At 55.4% G+C, this 16,675-nt stretch carries 16 protein-coding genes; 5 read left to right on the plus strand and 11 right to left on the minus strand.

Annotated features, from left to right (window positions below; genetic code table 11):
- Positions 1-16 precede the first annotated feature (16 nt).
- The 3 genes from ACFQPC_RS11380 (at position 17) to ACFQPC_RS11390 (ending at position 3,849) form a co-directional block, all read left to right on the plus strand.
- Complete coding sequence (locus tag ACFQPC_RS11380) at positions 17-1,165, plus strand: TRAP transporter substrate-binding protein (RefSeq protein ID WP_382272022.1); 1,149 nt, start codon at positions 17-19, stop codon at positions 1,163-1,165.
- 114 nt (positions 1,166-1,279) lie between these two features.
- On the plus strand, positions 1,280-1,906 hold the full coding sequence (locus ACFQPC_RS11385; protein WP_382272023.1) for a TRAP transporter small permease subunit: 627 nt from the start codon (positions 1,280-1,282) through the stop codon (positions 1,904-1,906).
- Positions 1,903-3,849, plus strand: coding sequence for a TRAP transporter large permease (locus ACFQPC_RS11390; protein ID WP_382272025.1), 1,947 nt, complete (start codon positions 1,903-1,905; stop codon positions 3,847-3,849). Before ACFQPC_RS11385 ends, ACFQPC_RS11390 begins: the two co-directional genes overlap by 4 nt.
- Positions 3,850-3,925: 76 nt before the next feature.
- Here ACFQPC_RS11390 and ACFQPC_RS11395 read toward each other — a convergent pair whose 3' ends face one another.
- From ACFQPC_RS11395 to ACFQPC_RS11420, 6 genes are all read right to left on the minus strand, one after another.
- Positions 3,926-4,855, minus strand: coding sequence for a hydroxymethylglutaryl-CoA lyase (locus tag ACFQPC_RS11395; protein WP_382272026.1), 930 nt, complete (start codon positions 4,853-4,855; stop codon positions 3,926-3,928).
- 83 nt (positions 4,856-4,938) lie between these two features.
- Positions 4,939-5,958: a biotin synthase BioB gene (bioB, locus tag ACFQPC_RS11400; RefSeq protein ID WP_011979349.1), complete on the minus strand. Its 1,020-nt coding sequence runs from the start codon at positions 5,956-5,958 to the stop codon at positions 4,939-4,941.
- A gap of 42 nt (positions 5,959-6,000) precedes the next feature.
- Positions 6,001-6,711: a dethiobiotin synthase gene (bioD, locus tag ACFQPC_RS11405; protein WP_382272027.1), complete on the minus strand. Its 711-nt coding sequence runs from the start codon at positions 6,709-6,711 to the stop codon at positions 6,001-6,003.
- Complete coding sequence (bioF, locus tag ACFQPC_RS11410; protein ID WP_382272029.1) at positions 6,695-7,897, minus strand: 8-amino-7-oxononanoate synthase; 1,203 nt, start codon at positions 7,895-7,897, stop codon at positions 6,695-6,697. The genes bioD and bioF overlap by 17 nt, the downstream gene beginning before the upstream one ends.
- Positions 7,894-9,246 (minus strand): adenosylmethionine--8-amino-7-oxononanoate transaminase, encoded by a 1,353-nt coding sequence (bioA, locus tag ACFQPC_RS11415; RefSeq protein WP_382272030.1) that lies wholly within the window; start codon positions 9,244-9,246, stop codon positions 7,894-7,896. Before bioA ends, bioF begins: the two co-directional genes overlap by 4 nt.
- A 24-nt stretch (positions 9,247-9,270) precedes the next feature.
- On the minus strand, positions 9,271-9,657 hold the full coding sequence (locus tag ACFQPC_RS11420; protein WP_382272932.1) for a YchJ family protein: 387 nt from the start codon (positions 9,655-9,657) through the stop codon (positions 9,271-9,273).
- 134 nt (positions 9,658-9,791) lie between these two features.
- Here ACFQPC_RS11420 and ACFQPC_RS11425 point away from each other — a divergent pair, with 134 nt between their 5' ends.
- Both ACFQPC_RS11425 and ACFQPC_RS11430 read left to right on the plus strand, forming a co-directional pair.
- Positions 9,792-10,856 (plus strand): MBL fold metallo-hydrolase, encoded by a 1,065-nt coding sequence (locus ACFQPC_RS11425; RefSeq protein ID WP_382272031.1) that lies wholly within the window; start codon positions 9,792-9,794, stop codon positions 10,854-10,856.
- Positions 10,857-10,863: 7 nt separating this feature from the next.
- Complete coding sequence (locus tag ACFQPC_RS11430) at positions 10,864-11,847, plus strand: DUF2971 domain-containing protein (RefSeq protein WP_382272033.1); 984 nt, start codon at positions 10,864-10,866, stop codon at positions 11,845-11,847.
- Between the two features lie 280 nt (positions 11,848-12,127).
- Here ACFQPC_RS11430 and ACFQPC_RS11435 read toward each other — a convergent pair whose 3' ends face one another.
- From ACFQPC_RS11435 to ACFQPC_RS11455, 5 genes are all read right to left on the minus strand, one after another.
- Positions 12,128-12,919: an SDR family oxidoreductase gene (locus tag ACFQPC_RS11435; protein ID WP_382272034.1), complete on the minus strand. Its 792-nt coding sequence runs from the start codon at positions 12,917-12,919 to the stop codon at positions 12,128-12,130.
- A gap of 85 nt (positions 12,920-13,004) precedes the next feature.
- Entirely contained in the window at positions 13,005-13,664 is a 660-nt protein-coding gene (locus ACFQPC_RS11440) for a thiol:disulfide interchange protein DsbA/DsbL (RefSeq protein ID WP_382272035.1), read from the minus strand.
- 14 nt (positions 13,665-13,678) lie between these two features.
- Entirely contained in the window at positions 13,679-14,302 is a 624-nt protein-coding gene (locus tag ACFQPC_RS11445; RefSeq protein ID WP_382272036.1) for an SPOR domain-containing protein, read from the minus strand.
- Positions 14,303-14,312: 10 nt separating this feature from the next.
- Positions 14,313-16,046: an arginine--tRNA ligase gene (gene argS, locus ACFQPC_RS11450; protein ID WP_382272037.1), complete on the minus strand. Its 1,734-nt coding sequence runs from the start codon at positions 16,044-16,046 to the stop codon at positions 14,313-14,315.
- A gap of 76 nt (positions 16,047-16,122) precedes the next feature.
- Positions 16,123-16,521, minus strand: a complete 399-nt coding sequence (locus ACFQPC_RS11455) for a gamma-glutamylcyclotransferase family protein (RefSeq protein ID WP_382272039.1) — start codon at positions 16,519-16,521, stop codon at positions 16,123-16,125.
- Between the last annotated feature and the right edge of the window lie 154 nt (positions 16,522-16,675).

Here is a 16,675-nt window from a genome sequence, read left to right on the forward strand (position 1 = left end):
TAAAAGGAGATACACAATGAAGAAAAGCCACAAGCAGAGTCAGACGCCTACCTCCTCCCGCCGCAAATTCCTGGGCACAGCAACAACAGCAAGCGCAGCAGCCGCACTTAGTTTCCCAATGATTTCGACAGCGCAGACTGTCACCCAAATGCGTTTCCAAAGTACCTGGCCTAGCAAAGATATCTTCCACGAGTACGCACAGGATTTTGCGAAGAAGGTCAATGATATGACCGGCGGCGAACTCAAGATTGAAGTCTTGCCGGCAGGTGCGGTGGTACCGGCCTTCGGCCTGCTCGATGCAGTCTCGAAAGGTACGCTCGACGGCGGCCACGGTGTGATGGGTTACAACTACGGCAAACAAAGTGCAATCGCGCTCTGGACTTCGGGTCCGGTGTTCGGCATGGATGCGAACATGGTATTGGCCTGGCATAAATACGGCGGCGGTAAGGAATTGCTGGAAAAACTCTATACCTCCATCGGTGCCAACGTCACTTCCTTCCTGACCGGTCCGATGCCGACCCAGCCACTCGGCTGGTTCAAAAAGCCGATCACCAAGAAAGAAGATTTACAGGGCCTGAAGTTCCGTACCAACGGCCTCGCAATTGATTTGTTTACCGCAATGGGCGCTGCAGTGAATGCGCTGCCAGGTGGTGAAATCGTACCGGCGATGGACAGGGGCTTACTGGACGGCGCCGAGTTCAATAACGCCAGCTCGGATCGTGTACTCGGCTTCCCTGATGTCTCCAAGGTCTGCATGCTGCAGAGCTTCCATCAAAGTTCCGAGCAATTCGAGATCAGCTTCAATAAAACCAAGTACGAAGCACTGCCACCGAAAATGAAAGCCATCATCGCGAATGCGGTGGAAGCTTCATCGGCAGACATGTCATGGAAAGCCATCGATCGTTATTCGAAAGATTATCGCGAGATGCAAACCAAGGACGGTGTCAAATTCTACAAAACACCGGATGCGATCCTGCAAACCCAGCTCAGCATCTGGGATGATGTCGTCGCGAAGAAAGGCGCCGACAACCCCTTGTTCAAGGAAGTTGAGAAGTCGCAAAGAGCCTTCGCCGAACGTGCCATGAAGTGGGACATGGACACCAACAATAACAGGCGCATGGCATACAACCACTATTTCGCGCGCACCGCTCCAAAGAAAGCTTAAGCGGCATCGATCGCGTTTCTCATCACACCATCCAGAACACCGGATGGTGTTTTATTGAGCGCAGACAAACGTCGCACATGCGACTACATCCCCTGTCTTTGAATCGGAGCCTTTATGCAGAACCTTTTATTCTTCATCGACAAGGTCAGCAGCTGGGTAGGCCAACTATTCTCCTGGCTTATCGTTATTTTGACCTTTCTTATTAGCTGGGAAGTATTCGCTCGTTATGCGCTGAACAGCCCGAACCCCTGGTCTTTCGACCTGATGATCATGGCTTATGGCACAGCCTTCATGATGGCCGGTGCATACACACTGGCAAAGAACGGCCACGTACGCGGCGACGTTCTATACGGTTTCTTTCCGCCTCGCCTGCAAGCGGGACTGGATCTCACACTGTACTTCGTCTTCTTCATTCCGGGCGTGATTGCACTGGTCTGGGCTGGTTACACTTATGCCGCCGAGTCATTGGCCATCAAGGAACACTCGACCCTCACCGCGAACGGTCCGCCGCTCTATCCGTTCAAGATGGTGATTCCGATCTCCGGCGCCCTGTTGTTAATGCAAGGCTTTGTCGAAATCATCCGCTGCATCATTTGCCTGAAGGAAGGCGAGTGGCCTTCACGTGAGAAAGACGTGGAAGAAGTCGATGTCGACAAACTCAAGGCGATGGTGCACGTAAAAGACAAAGACATCGCCGAAGTCGACCAACTCATCGTCAACAACGCAGGAGGCAAGCCATGAGGAAAGAAGTCTGGTTCGGCCTATCCATCCTGATTGCCATTGTTATTGGCTTGTTCGTCCTGATGCCGTCGCCCGAGCATATGACCAATGGTCATCTTGGCTTGCTGATGTTGGCGCTGGTAGTGGTTGCCATCATGCTGGGCTTCCCCACCGCCTTCACACTGATGGGCATGGGTGTGATGTTTGCGTGGTTTGCCTTCTACAGTCGGGACCCCAATCTCGCCACGCAACAGACGCTTGACCTGATGGTGCAACGTGCTTACTCGGTCATGGCCAACGATGTCCTGATATCCATCCCGCTATTCATTTTCATGGGATACCTGGTCGAGCGCGCCAACCTGATCGAGAAGCTGTTCAAGAGCCTGCATATTGCCATGGCACGTGTGCCGGGTTCACTGGCCGTCGCCACCATCGTTACCTGTGCCGTGTTCGCGACGGCAACCGGCATCGTCGGCGCAGTGGTCACGCTGATGGGCTTGCTCGCTTTGCCGGCCATGCTAAAGGCCGGCTACAGCACACAGCTGTCAGCAGGTGCAATCACTGCCGGCGGTTGCCTGGGCATCCTGATCCCGCCGTCGGTCCTGCTGATTGTGTATGGCGCGACAGCCGGCGTTTCGGTAGTCAAACTGTATGCTGGCGCCTTCTTCCCCGGCATCATGCTGGCAGGCCTGTACATCGGCTACGTGATCGTCCTCGCGAAACTGAAACCCAGCGTCGCTCCGCCCCTGTCGGCGGCGGAACGGCACGTGGACCTGCCCGGTTTTGCGGAAAAAATCTCCACCACCATCAGCAACAATGTTCTGCCCGGGCTGCTGGGTGCGCTGAAGGGACGTCGCAACGCAGATGTCCCGACCCGAACTTTGTTGCAGCAGCTCGGCATCGCCTTGTTGCCGGCGCTGGCCTTCGCACTTGCCATGGGCCTCACCTATCGCATGGTGACCAGCCCTGAAGCAGCTCCGGTGGAAATCATGGAGATGGGCGTAGGCGCTGAAGATCTCGGTGGCGAATCGACTTCCCTGAACGATGGTTTCGGTGAACCACCGGCGGAAGGCGGACTCAGCGAACCACCGTCAGAAGCTGCTCCGATGGCCCAGTCCGGGGGAGGCGAGCCGAAAGCGGCAGCGCCAAGTGCTCCGGCTGAAGCCGCCGCACCGGTAACGACTGCAGCACCGGCGGCACCACATGCCAAGGCTGCACCGACCAGTTACTGGATCGCCTTCGGCATAGGCTTCGCGGCAATGGTGGTGTTCTATGCCTTCTTCACTTTTGCCCGCCTGGAAATCTTCAAGATGTTGCTGGGATCCCTGTTCCCACTGGCATTCATGATTCTTGCCGTATTGGGCAGTATCGTGTTCGGCCTGGCGACACCAACGGAAGCTGCAGCCATGGGTGCATTCGGCGGCATCGTGCTGGCTGCATGCTACCGACGCTTCAACTTCAGCATGTTGAAAGAGTCCGCCTATCTGGCGACCAAAACCAGCGCGATGGTGTGCTGGCTGTTTGTCGGCTCCAGCATTTTCTCGGCATCGTTCGCTTTGCTCGGCGGGCAGGAAATTATCAATGACTGGGTGCTGTCGCTGGATATGACGCCTTTGCAATTCATGATACTGGCGCAAGTCATTATCTTCTTGCTGGGCTGGCCGCTGGAATGGACCGAGATTATCGTGATCTTCATGCCTATCTTCATTCCACTGCTGCCGCACTTCGACATCGATCCGCTGTTCTTTGGCTTGCTGGTTGCGATGAACCTGCAAACAGCCTTCCTTTCACCACCGGTGGCGATGTCAGCCTTCTACCTGAAAGGTGTAGCACCGGCACACGTGACATTGAACCAGATCTTCCTCGGCATGATGCCTTTCATGGCGATACAGATTTTTGCCCTGATCCTGCTGTACATGTTCCCGGCCATCGGTTTGTGGTTGCCGCAGGTGCTGTACAACTAAGCAAGCACGCAATACAAAAACGGGATGCAAGCTTAAAGCTGCATCCCGTTTTTTATTGGAACTACGCTTGCCTTGATCAGTTGCAGCCCGGTGTGCGTTTCGCGGCGATTGCATTGCCGGCACGGCTGACGGCCTTGCGTCCCAATTTATCGGAAATGAACTGTCCCGCATCCACCACCGCATCAAGGTCGATGCCGGTTTCTATGCCGAGGCCCTGCATCATGTACAACACGTCTTCGGTGGCGACATTGCCGGTCGCACCTTTCGCATACGGGCAACCACCAAGGCCGGCAACCGACGCGTGGTAAATCGAAATGCCGACTTCGAGGCTGGCATAAATATTCGCCAGTGCCTGGCCATAGGTATCGTGGAAGTGGCCGGATAAACGCTCTATCGGGAATTCATCTATCGCACGCCGCATCACCACTTGCACATGACGTGGTGTCGCCACGCCTATGGTGTCGGCGATATCGATCTCATCACAGCCCAGCTCACGCAACTGCCGTACTACATCAGCCACGCTATCAGCTGTCACCTCGCCCTGATACGGACAGCCAAAGGCACAGCTCAAGGCACCACGCAAACGCAGATGATGTTGCTTGGCCGCTTGCGCGACGTCGCGGAAGCGCGCTATCGATTCTGCGATCGAGCAATTGATATTTTTTTGCGAAAAAGCTTCCGATGCCGCCGCGAAGATCACCACTTCATCGACACCTGCCGCCAGTGCGGCTTCAAAGCCCTTCATATTCGGCACCAGCGCCGAATAGAGTGTGCCGGGACGGCGCGTAATACCGGCCATCACTTCGGATGAAGTCGCCATCTGCGGCACCCATTTCGGCGAGACGAAAGAAGCCGCTTCCACATTCGGGAAGCCGGCTTGCGACAAGCGGTTCACCAGTTCTATCTTGGTCTCGGCGCTGATGGTTTGCTGCTCATTCTGCAAACCGTCGCGCGGGCCGACTTCGATGATTTTGACGGATGCTGGCAGTGGCTGGGCAAGATTCAATTGAGGAACCTCAACATGGCGGTGGAAGGAAAAACGGCCGGTCGAAAGTATCAACCGGCCGCATCAATTTCAAACGTTACGAATTACGACGGTGTCACATCGCAGCGCGCATCGATAGCTGTGCTGCGGGTATGCATGCCGAGTTTTTCCAGCAATTCCTGATCCGCCATCGCTTCCGGATTACCGGTGGTCAGCAATTTATCGCCGTAGAAAATCGAATTGGCACCAGCGACAAAGCACAGTGCCTGGATTGCTTCACCCATTTCGCGACGACCGGCGGACAGGCGCACACGTGCCTTGGGCATAGTGATGCGGGCCACTGCAACGGTACGCACGAATTCCAGCGGATCGATAGGATCGGTGCCATGCAGAGGCGTACCTTCAACCTGCACCAGGTTATTCACCGGCACCGATTCAGGGTAAGGATCCATATTGCACAATTGCGCGATCAGGCCGGCGCGTTGCAAACGCGATTCGCCCATGCCGACGATACCGCCACAGCACACCTTGATACCGGCACCGCGTACACGGCCGAGCGTGTCGATACGGTTTTGGTAATCGCGGGTCGAAATTACGTTCGAGTAAAACTCGGGCGCGGTATCCAGGTTGTGGTTGTAATAGTCGAGGCCGGCATTTTTCAATTTCTCGGCCTGGCCTTCGCCCAGCATGCCAAGGGTGGCACACGTTTCCAGGCCCATGGCCTTCACTTCGCGCACCATCTCTTCGACTTTTTCCAGGTCGCGGTCTTTCGGTTCACGCCATGCCGCGCCCATGCAGAAGCGGGTCGCGCCGTGTGCCTTGGCTTCACGCGCTGCGGTCAGCACTTCTTCCAGTGGCAGGATTTTTTGTGCGGTGACGCCGGTATCGTAGCGCGCTGCTTGCGGGCAATAGCCGCAATCTTCCGGGCAGCCGCCGGTCTTGATCGACAACAAGGTCGCCAATTCAACTTCCGTCGGATCGAAGTTTTCGCGATGCACAGTTTGCGCACGGAAGATCAAATCGTTGAACGGCAGGTTGAACAAGGCCAGCACATCATCCACCGGCCATGCGGTTGGAATGATAGGTGCGACAGGCGCTTGGAATGTTACTGGTTGCGACGACATCGAAAAACTCCTGACTATAATTTAAATCGGGTATCCGCCAGATCAGGCTTTGGGCCAGTTCGGCAAACACGAAAAATCCAGATACGCGGCAGCAGCGGCTGGCAGCGGTGCCGCCAAGCGCGGCACACAACCCAGCAGCGGCGCGGATAAACGCGCGGCCAATGCAGCTACATTATCCTCGGCAAACGGCATGCCGGCATCAACTGTATTTGCCACCCAGCCCACCAGTTTCAGGCCACCCGCGGCAATCGCATCAGCGGTCAGCAGGGCATGATTCAGGCAGCCCAGCCGCAGCCCGACCACCATTATGACGGGCAAAGCCAGTTCCCGGGCTAAATCCGCAGTATCAGCATGGTCGGACAAAGGCACGCGGAAACCGCCCACACCCTCGACCACCACCGCCTCCGCCATCTCACACACCTGCGCATAACAGCTCTTAATATGCGCGATATCTATCGCAACGCCCTGCAACTCCGCCGAAACATGCGGCGCGCAGGCTTCACGCAACAAATACGGCGTTGCCAATTCACGCGGCAAAACCACATTTGCAGCCTGCGCCAGCGCGTCGGCGTCGTCATTGTGCCAGACCTCACCCTCATTTGTCTGAATTGCCGTCGCTCCCGCCGCCACACTTTTGATGGCCGCCGCCTTTACCCCTTGTTGCACCAGGGCATGCAGCAGGGCGGTGGAAATCATGGTTTTACCGATTTCGGTATCGGTCCCCGTCACAAAACAATTAAAAGTCGCTGTCATTGCTATCCTGTTGTTCCAGTTGTTGCAGCACCCCGACCAGTTGCGTGACCTGCTCGGCGGTATGCGCCGCCGACAGGGTCACGCGCAGTCGCGCCGTACCGGCCGGCACAGTTGGCGGCCGGATCGCCGGTACCCAGATATTTTGTTCATACAAGGCGGCGGCGATCTTCATCGCTTCATCATTCGCACCAATCACGACCGGCTGGATCGCGGTATCCGAAGCCAGCGCCTGCCAGCGCTGCAATTGCAGCGCACTACGCCATTGCGCAATCAGTGTTTGCAAGTGTGCACGGCGTTCCGCGCCTTCCGCGCCACCGATAATCTCCAGGCTGGTCAGCAATGCATGCGCGACTGCCGGTGGTGCTGCGGTGGTATAGATGTAGGGACGCGCGCGCTGCACCATCCACTCGATCACGCTCTTGTGCGCAGCGACAAATGCGCCGGCTACACCAGCCGCCTTGCCCAGCGTGCCCATATAAACCAGGTTGGGCGAACGCAGTGCAAAGTGTTCCAGCACGCCGCGACCATGCTCACCCAGCACGCCGAAACCATGCGCATCATCGACCACCAGCCACGCACCATGCTGTTCGCACAAGGCCAGCAATTGCGGCAGGGCGGCCAGGTCACCATCCATGCTGAAGACACTATCGGTCACCACCATCTTGCTGTCGGCAGTGCTGGCCGCCAGTAGGGAGGCGAGTTTATCCAGGTCACCGTGCGGATACACCTGCACATTGGCACGCGACAAACGCGCACCATCAATCAGCGAAGCATGGTTCAGCGATTCTGAAAACAAGTCGGCACCACTACCGGACAGCGCGCTGAGTATCGCGATATTCGCCATATAGCCGGTACAGAAATACAGCGCACGCGCATCGGCGATCTGTGGCGCGACAAATTCCGCCAATCGCTCCTCGAGTTCCGCATGCGCACGCGAATGCCCGCTGATCAAATGCGAAGCACCGCTGCCGGCACCGTACAGGCTGGCACCTTGCTGCAAGGCGTCGACGATGCGCGGATGCGCGGCCAGGCCGAGATAATCATTGCTGCAAAAAGCCAGCATCGCACGACCATCGACTTGCACGCGTGGTGCACACGGCGATTCCGTCGTACGACGGCGACGCCGCAGGCTTTGCGCATCCAGTTGCGCGAGTTGTTGCTCCAGTCCTGCAATCAACTTGTTCATCCGCGCATAACCTTTTCAAAGACGGTTTGCGTACGTGCGGCCAGGCCATCGATCTCTTCATTGTTCAGGATGTAAGGCGGCATCAGGTACACAGTCGAGCCGATAGGGCGCAACAACAATTCATGTTCCAGTGCAGTCGTGAAAAAGCGGCGCGAGAAAGTCGATGCAGCTTCCGCGTTATCAATCACCGCATCGAAAGCCCAGATCATGCCGCGCTGGCGGAAATTGCTGACTTGCGGATGCGCAGCCAGCGGTGCGAGGGCTTCCGTCAATCTCGCTGCACGCAAGCGGTTTGCATTGATGACGTCGTCTTCTTCAAAGATAGCCAGCGTCGCCAGTGCGGCGCGACAAGCCAATGGATTGCCGGTATAGGAATGCGAATGCAGGAAGCCGCGCGTCACATCACCGTGATAAAAGGACTGATAAATTTCATCGCGTGTCATCACCAAAGACAAAGGCAGGTAGCCGCCGCTAATACCTTTCGACAGGCAGAGAAAATCAGGCCAGACCGCCGCCTGCTCACAGGCGAAAAAAGTACCGGTACGACCACAACCAACTGCGATCTCATCTGCGATCAGATGCACCTGGTACTTGTCGCACAAGGCACGCACTTCCTGCAGGTAAACCGGGTCATACATCGCCATGCCGGTCGCACATTGCACCAATGGTTCGACGATCAGGGCGGCAATATGTTTCGAACGTTCCTGCAGCAGGGTTTCCAGCGCGGCGGCGGCGCGGCGCGCCACATCGGCGGCAGTTTCACCATCGCGTGCAGCACGTGCATCCGGACTCATCACCACATGCGCATGCTGCAACATCGCGTCATAGGCATCGCGGAAGATAGGGACATCGGTCACCGCCAGTGCACCTATGGTTTCACCGTGATAACTGCCTTTCAGGCAAACGAATTCACGTTTGTCACTCAAGCCATTATTACGCCAGGAATGGAAGCTCATCTTCAAGGCGATCTCAACCGCCGACGCGCCATCCGAAGCGTAGAAGCAATGACCGAGTACATGATTGGTACGTGCTGCCAGTTGCTCCGACAATTGCACCACCGGCTCATGCGTGAAACCGGCCAGCATCGCATGCTCCAGCATATCGAGCTGCGAGCGCAGTGCGCTATTGATGCGCGGATTCGCGTGGCCAAACATATTGACCCACCATGAACTGATGGCATCCAGGTAACGCTGGCCATCGGTGTCGTACAACCATGCACCGCGACCGTGGCTGACCGGTATCAGCGGCAGGGTTTCGTGGTGCTGCATTTGCGTGCAGGGATGCCAGACGCTGCGCAGGCTGCGCGCGACCAGATCGCTGCCAGGTATTTTATTGACTGCACCCGTCATGGATAGTCGCCTCTCTGCAATAATTTATTCGGGGAATACGCCGTCTATATAAAACCAGCGCCCATCTTCTTTTACGAAACGGCTGACTTCGTGCAAACGTTGCGCACGGCCGCCGGTTTTCGAGCGTGCCACAAATTCCACCGTCGCCTCGTCAGCTCCCGGTGCAAACTTGCGCACTTCGAGTCCCAGCCACCTGGTCGATGCGTCATGTACGAAATCGGGCAATGGTGGTCGTGTCGATGCATGCCAGCTCGCGTGCACATAGTGCATCAGCCCCAACGCATACGCGCTGTAACGCGAACGCATCAACGCTTCGGCAGTCGGCGCAGCCGTACCGTCATGATACGGTTTGCAGCAAGTTGCATAATCGCCTTTGCCGCAAGGGCAGGCACTCGTCATTGTTTTTGCCATCATCTGTCCTGCTTGTTCAAGTTGCAATGACGGAATCCGGGCGAACACCGTAGAATGACGTCATGCATTTCCGTCGGCTATTGTAGGCGCGCCCACCGGGAATGTGAATCTTATTGCCTTGACACGGGACCGCGATGAATTTGCTTGAAGCACAACTAGCCTATCCATTTGACGACACGTTGCCAGACGTTGGCAGCACGTTCGAGATTATGCCCGGCATCAAGTGGCTACGTATGGGCTTGCCCTTCGCCCTCAACCACATCAACCTGTGGTTGCTGGCCGATGAATTCGAAGGTGAGAACGGTACGGTGCGTGGCTGGACCGTCATCGACTGCGGCATCTCCAACGATGCCACCCGCGCCGCCTGGGAAAGTGTCTTCGCCACGCAATTGGAAGGCTTGCCGATAGTGCGCGTCATCGCCACCCATTGCCATCCCGACCACGTCGGCCTGGCTGACTGGATCTGCAGTCGCTGGAACGTACCACTGTGGATGACAACAGGTGAATACACCTTCGCTCGCATGATGTCGGCCGCCTTGCCCGGCTCGGACGGCACCTCGATGTTCCCCTTCTTCAAACGCCACGGCCTGGCTGATCCGCAAATGCTGGCCGAGCTGGAAGGCCGTCGCAGCTATTACCCGACGCTGGTACCGAGCGTACCGACGTCCTACATACGCATGCATGACACGCAAAGCTTCCGCATCGGCGGCCACGCATGGCGCGTCATCACCGGCTTCGGTCACGCACCGGAACATGCGGCCCTGTACTGCGCAGACCTCAACCTGCTCATCTCCGGCGACATGGTCTTGCCGCGCATCTCGACCAATGTCTCGGTCTTTGCAGTGGAACCGGAATCGAATCCGGTACAGCAGTATCTGGATTCCTTATTGAAGTACAAGGACTTGCCGGAAGACACACTGGTCCTGCCATCACACGGCAAACCCTTCCGTGGTTTGCATACACGGATACAACAGTTATTCGATCACCATGCAGCGCGACTGGAAGAAGTATTGAAAGCCTGCGTCACACCACAATCGGCAGCGGACATCGTGCCGATCATGTTTGTGCGCAAGCTGGATTCACATCAGCTGAGTTTCGCGCTCGGTGAGGCGCTCGCGCATTTGCACAAGCTTTGGAAGGATGGGATGTTGAAGCGGATTATTGGTTCGGATGGGGTGATTCGATTTCAAACATACTAGGAAATTTATGGACGATATCAGTTCAATTCATCAAGAATTTCAAAGACTTTTTTCAGACATACATAGCAGTGACACATTTCCAGAAAATCGCCCTTTATTGGCGCACTACACATCCATAGCTACTCTTGAATGCATCATGAAAAATGATGAAATGTGGTTGAGTAATCCACTTTTAATGAATGATTTCCAAGAGTTACGCTTTGGAATTATTGAAGCAGCGCGTGCTTTCAGATTACATGATGGTATTCGTGCGGCCTGCGGTGGAGGTGAAAACTCCAACTATCAAACACTACTTAGCATCTTTGAAGAGAAGTTAGCAAAAGTTAGTAGTGAAGATTCTTTTGACACATATCTTGTATGTTTTTCAGAACATCAAAGAAACAATAAAAATTCTGATGGTCTACTTTCCATGTGGCGCGGTTATGGAGCAAACGGCACTGGTGCCGCCATTGTCTTTGACACTGAAAAAATTACGGCATTAGAAGAATCTCCACTTATCTTAGGCAAAGTTAAATATGCTTCAACAAATGATCGTCTTCAATGGATAACCGAAAAGCTCAACCAATTTGCCGATCTTTTGAAGGAATTGAACCTCTCTCCTGATAAGTTCTATATTGCTATCCATGTATTACTTGAGCGATTCAAACTGTTTTCGTTATTTACAAAACATGATGGCTTCGAGGAAGAACAAGAATGGCGCTTGGTTTACCTTAAGGATAGAGACAGAAGTGGGAAATTAGAGGGCATGCTCGACTACGCGATCGGACAGAACGGCATTGAACCAAAGCTAAAACTAAAAATAGGGCCTGTTGAAGGCATTATGGGCGGCCCACTTTCACTAAGAAGCATAGTTAGCCAAATCATTCTTGGGCCATCGATTTCCAATGTCCTGACATTAATGACCGTTAAACGCATGCTGCGAAAGTTAGAAAAAGATGAGCTTGCCGAACGAGTAGTAATGTCCACGACCCCATTTAGAGCCACGACCTAAAGAGTCACGAATCACTTGCTCTTGTTTTTGAGTTCCGCTTTGACGCTGCCGTTTGTGCGAGACAAAAAATGGAAAAAGAAGTGGACGTTGTTTGAGCGTAGCGAGTTTCGTCCGCTTCCCATTTTTTGACTTGCACAGACGGGAACCCCGAAGGGGCTGCGGCTTCGCGGTCGCCTTTCTTTGCTTACTTTCTTTGGCGAAGCAAAGAAAGTGAGTGGCCGCCGGGCCACCCCCGGCAAGTCACCACGAAGAGCCTACGCATCTAGCTAACTAGGAAGTACTAAAACTTCCGAGCCTTCCTCGGCGCATTAGCAAACAAAAAATCATAAGCCCAGTTAGGCAGCAACCTAAGCACCTTAGCCACCACCCCCATCTGCCAAGGAATCACCCGATAGCTACGCCCCGCAGCTATCGTGGCAGTCGCCACTTCAGCAAACTTTTCCACCGGCATCAGGAAGGGCATCGCATAATCATTCACCTGCGTCATAGGCGTATCGATGTAGCCGGGCGCTATCGTCACGACCTTGATCCCTGACTTCTTCAACTCCACCCGCAGCGATTCGCAGTAGCTGATGACAGCAGACTTCGACGCACTATAAGCACCCGCCCCCGGCAAACCACGTATCCCCGCAACACTGCCTATGCCGACCAGGCGGCAGTTAGCATGCCCCGCAGCGGCTTGCGCCTGCATAGTCGGGATGAAGGGTGAGAAGGTAGCAACAGTAGCCGTGACATTGGTAGCAAACACCTGCTCAAAGACTTGCAGGTCTTCCGCATATTCAGTCAGCGTACCGCGCGAGATACCGGCATTCGCGATGACGATGTCTATCCCTTGCGCATGACTGATGAAGTCAGCAGCAGCCTGCGCCAGTGCCGCATGGTCGTTGACATCGAGTGCATAGACTTGATGCTCAGCCGCATTCGGCAACGCAGCTTTCAATTCCTGCAGCACTTCATTACGCCTTGCGACCAGGCCTAGCACCGCGCCTTGCTGCGCATATTGCCGTGCGAGGGCGGCACCCAGTCCGCTGGATGCACCTGTAATGAATACGCGTTGCCGATTAGCCGTCATATCAATTCCCAATAAAAAATCCGCAATCTTGCGAGTTGCGGATTTTAATCATACTGCGATGTGCTGACTATTCAGCACAGTGATTTTATTTTGCCGATTTGGTAACCAGCCAGTCCATGACCTGCAAGGTTGCTTCGTGCAGGATGGCTTCCGGTCGGTTGCCCAGCGATGCGCCGACGATGGATGGCGAAGTGATGTAACGGCCGTCAATCGCGATCATAGGAACACCGTCAACCTTGTAAGCGCCTTGCAGTTGCGTCGCGCGCTGTACCTTGGACTGGATGCCGAAGGAGTTATAGACTTCGGCGAATTTCTTCGCGTCCACGCCTTGCTTGGCGATGAAGTCGGCGATTTGCTTATCCGTGTCCAGCGGCTGGCGTTCTACGTGGATGGCGCGGAATACTTTACCGTGCAGGGAGTTAACCAGGCCCAGTGCTTCCAGCGAGTAGTAGAGCTTTTGCTGTGGAATGAAGGAGTCGCGGAAAGCCACCGGTACGCGCTTGAAGTTGATTTTGTCACCCTGCTTTTTCACCCATGCTTCGAGCGATGGTTCCAGCGCGCTGCAATGCGGGCAGGAGTACCAAAAGAATTCGGTTACTTCGACTTTCTTGCCGCTGTCGACTTGCTGGGCTTTTTCCAGCGTACGGTAATCGGTGCCATTGACCGGTGCGGTCGGCGAAGCGCCGGCGGTCGCGGCAAACAAACTCAGACTTGCGACTGCCAACAGGTGTTGAATAAAACGCATGTGATCCCTTTCAGTTATTTGCCGATGCGCACCACTGCGACATCGACGCCGTTATCAGACAGCTTGCCACGCACTCGGTTCATTGTTTCCAATTGGCCGAACGGACCGATACGGACACGGTGCAGTGCACCGGTATCGGCTTGATAGGCAGAGACGCTTGCTTCGAAACCCAATAATGCCAGTTTTGCCTTCATGTTTTCTGCATCGGCACGTTCACGGAAAGCGCCCGCCTGCAGATAATAAATCCATTTTTCGTCGCTTTCAGCCTTGGCAGCAGCTTCGACCTTGGCCTGGGCTTTTTCCTTGGCTGCTGTCGATTTGTCTACTACCGGTGCACCCGGCGTAGTCGCCGTGGCCGGTGCCGCAGGTGCGGCCGGCTCGGTCGCTTCTGCCGGTTTCGGCTGCTTCTTGCCATACAAAGGCTTGTTCGGATCGGACAAGTCATTGGTGGCCGGTGGCAGCTGCGTCGAGCGTTCCGGTTGTGCACCGGTTTTATTGGTGAACGGCAGCGGCGTTTTGGAAATCATCAGCGCCACGCCGACCGCAATACCCAAACCGATAATCAGGCCGAGGATGAGGCCGAGCAAAGTACCGCCGGCCTGCTTTTTGATATCCCGGTGTTTCATATTCTTAATCATAAATTTCCTGTTACATGCGTGCCGGCGCGGAAACACCGATCAGGGCCAGGCCGTTACGCAATACTTGTCGTGTTGCACTCATGAGGGCAATACGCGCCATTTTCAGTGCTTCATCATCTACCAATACACGTTCTGCATTGTAGTAGCTATGCAATTCGCCTGCTAAGTCGCGCAGGTAGAAAGCGACCTGGTGCGGGCCGAGTTCTTCCAGGGCTTTTTGCAGGGTTTCCGGATATTCGGCGAGCTTGGCCAGCAGGGCGGTTTCGCGCGGCGCGGTCAATGGCGACAGATCAACTTTATCGAGGCTGGCTTCATCGCCGTCCGTCCATTGCGCGAGTACCGAACAGATGCGCGCATGGGCGTACTGCACGTAGTAGACCGGGTTTTCATCGCCTTGTGTCAAAGCGATATCGACGTCGAACACGAATTCGGTGTCGGCCTTGCGCGAGATCAGGAAGAAACGCACCGCATCGCGGCCACGGGTCAGGTCACGCACTTCGCCATCCACTACTTCACCATTCGACCATTCGATCAGGTCGCGCAAGGTGACGTAGGAACCGGCACGTTTGGAAATTTTCACTTCCTCGCCGTTACGCATGACGGTCACCATTTTGTGCAGCACGTAGTCGGGGTAACCTTGCGGGATACCGATGTCGAGTGCCTGCAAACCGGCGCGTACACGGGCAATGGTGCCGTGGTGATCGCTGCCCTGCACATTGATCGCTTGCGTAAAGCCGCGCTGCCATTTGACGGTGTGATAAGCAACGTCCGGCACGAAGTAGGTATACGTACCGTCGGATTTTTTCATCACGCGATCTTTGTCATCGCGGTAGTCGGTGGTGCGCAACCACAGCGCGCCATCGAGTTCATAGGTCTTGTCAGCCTTGATCAATGCGTCGACGGTTTTCTCAACCTTGCCATCCGCGTAGAGCGAGGACTCGAGGTAGTAGTTGTCGAACTTGACGCCAAAGGCCTGCAAATCCAGATCCTGTTCGCGACGCAGATAGGTCACCGAGAACTGGCGTATCGATTCGATGTCGTTGATGTCGCCGCTGGCGGTGACCGGCTCGCCATTGCTGGCCGAAACAGTTTTCTTCGCCAGGAAGTCGTTCGCGATGTCCTGGATGTAGTCGCCGTTATAGGCCGACTCCGGCCAGCCTTCGACGCCCGGTTTCAAACCCTTGCCGCGTGCCTGTACCGACGTTGCCAGCGTGGCGATTTGCACGCCGGCATCGTTGTAATAAAACTCGCGGGTAACGTCATAGCCTTGCGCCTGGAATAGCGAGGACATCGCATCACCCAATGCGCCCTGACGTCCATGACCGACGTGCAGCGGACCAGTCGGGTTCGCGGAAACGAATTCGATGATGACTTTTTTATCGTTGCCGAGATTGCTTTTGCCGAACTCGGCACCTTGCTGCAATACGGTTTTGACCACGGCCTGGCGCGACGCTGCGGTCAGGCGCAGGTTGATGAAGCCCGGACCGGCGATGTCTGCCGCTTCGATCAGGTCACGGTTGGCCGGATTGTCGAGCAGGGCAGCGACCAGCGCCTGCGCTACTTCGCGTGGATTTTTCTTGAGCGGTTTGGCAATTTGCATTGCTAGGTTGCAAGCAACGTCGCCATGGCTGGAGTCGCGTGGACGTTCCAGCGTGATGGTCGGCTGCAAATCGGTGCCGGCCACCAAAGGGGCGACGGCGGCTTGGAAGAGTTCGGTGAGGCGTTGTTTTTGTGCTGCGAGCATGGTTTGTTTCTGACGGTACAAGACCGAATATTGAATTGGAATAAACGTAGACGGAATTATACTGGCTAGCCAGCCCTCATCCGCCCAATTTGTCGCTGCAATACGTCCCGATAAAACGCGACATCTGGAAAGCCTGCGGTTCCCACGGCAAGCCGGAAAGACGCTGTTCAGCCAAAAAGATGTAAGTACACGCTATCGTGGTTTCGCCTGATTCTATTACAACATTGACTGTTTCGCGGCGATATTCGTTACCTTCGAAAGCATCCAGCGCAGCGAGGTCCTGCGGCGCCACATCATAATAAAGTACGCCTTCCACCGAGGCTTCGGCCTGCGCCACCATGCCGGGGTAAGTATCGTCGGCCAGCGCATAGCGGGCAAAACCGGGCAGCGTTGCCGTTGCCGAACGGTAATTGCCGCGCACAACGCGCTGCCAGATCTCCGGAAACATCAGGGAGCCGTAGGTGAATATATGCATAGGGACGAATACGCTGATTAGTTGGCGGAACCGGGCGAAGCACCGCCGCCGACTTATGACCGGATATTCTAAGGGAAGTGCCCTACCGCAGTATGACAATGCGGAAAGCCATACAAATAGGGGATACAAGGAAATGGCACACGCAGGACGGGCC

Source organism: Herminiimonas glaciei, from assembly GCF_042664955.1.
Classification (GTDB): Bacteria; Pseudomonadota; Gammaproteobacteria; order Burkholderiales; family Burkholderiaceae_D; genus Oxalicibacterium; species Oxalicibacterium glaciei.

Bases quoted from the DNA above. Each gene is read 5' to 3' on its own strand.
- ACFQPC_RS11430 (WP_382272033.1), top strand. From the start codon at position 10,864: ATGGACGATATCAGTTCAATTCATCAAGAATTTCAAAGACTTTTTTCA.
- ACFQPC_RS11390 (WP_382272025.1), top strand. From the start codon at position 1,903: ATGAGGAAAGAAGTCTGGTTCGGCCTATCCATCCTGATTGCCATTGTT.
- argS (WP_382272037.1), bottom strand. From the start codon at position 16,046: ATGCTCGCAGCACAAAAACAACGCCTCACCGAACTCTTCCAAGCCGCC.
- ACFQPC_RS11385 (WP_382272023.1), top strand. From the start codon at position 1,280: ATGCAGAACCTTTTATTCTTCATCGACAAGGTCAGCAGCTGGGTAGGC.
- ACFQPC_RS11380 (WP_382272022.1), top strand. From the start codon at position 17: ATGAAGAAAAGCCACAAGCAGAGTCAGACGCCTACCTCCTCCCGCCGC.
- ACFQPC_RS11435 (WP_382272034.1), bottom strand. From the start codon at position 12,919: ATGACGGCTAATCGGCAACGCGTATTCATTACAGGTGCATCCAGCGGA.
- ACFQPC_RS11445 (WP_382272036.1), bottom strand. From the start codon at position 14,302: ATGATTAAGAATATGAAACACCGGGATATCAAAAAGCAGGCCGGCGGT.
- ACFQPC_RS11425 (WP_382272031.1), top strand. From the start codon at position 9,792: ATGAATTTGCTTGAAGCACAACTAGCCTATCCATTTGACGACACGTTG.
- bioF (WP_382272029.1), bottom strand. From the start codon at position 7,897: ATGAACAAGTTGATTGCAGGACTGGAGCAACAACTCGCGCAACTGGAT.
- bioD (WP_382272027.1), bottom strand. From the start codon at position 6,711: ATGACAGCGACTTTTAATTGTTTTGTGACGGGGACCGATACCGAAATC.
- ACFQPC_RS11455 (WP_382272039.1), bottom strand. From the start codon at position 16,521: ATGCATATATTCACCTACGGCTCCCTGATGTTTCCGGAGATCTGGCAG.
- bioB (WP_011979349.1), bottom strand. From the start codon at position 5,958: ATGTCGTCGCAACCAGTAACATTCCAAGCGCCTGTCGCACCTATCATT.
- ACFQPC_RS11420 (WP_382272932.1), bottom strand. From the start codon at position 9,657: ATGGCAAAAACAATGACGAGTGCCTGCCCTTGCGGCAAAGGCGATTAT.
- bioA (WP_382272030.1), bottom strand. From the start codon at position 9,246: ATGACGGGTGCAGTCAATAAAATACCTGGCAGCGATCTGGTCGCGCGC.
- ACFQPC_RS11440 (WP_382272035.1), bottom strand. From the start codon at position 13,664: ATGCGTTTTATTCAACACCTGTTGGCAGTCGCAAGTCTGAGTTTGTTT.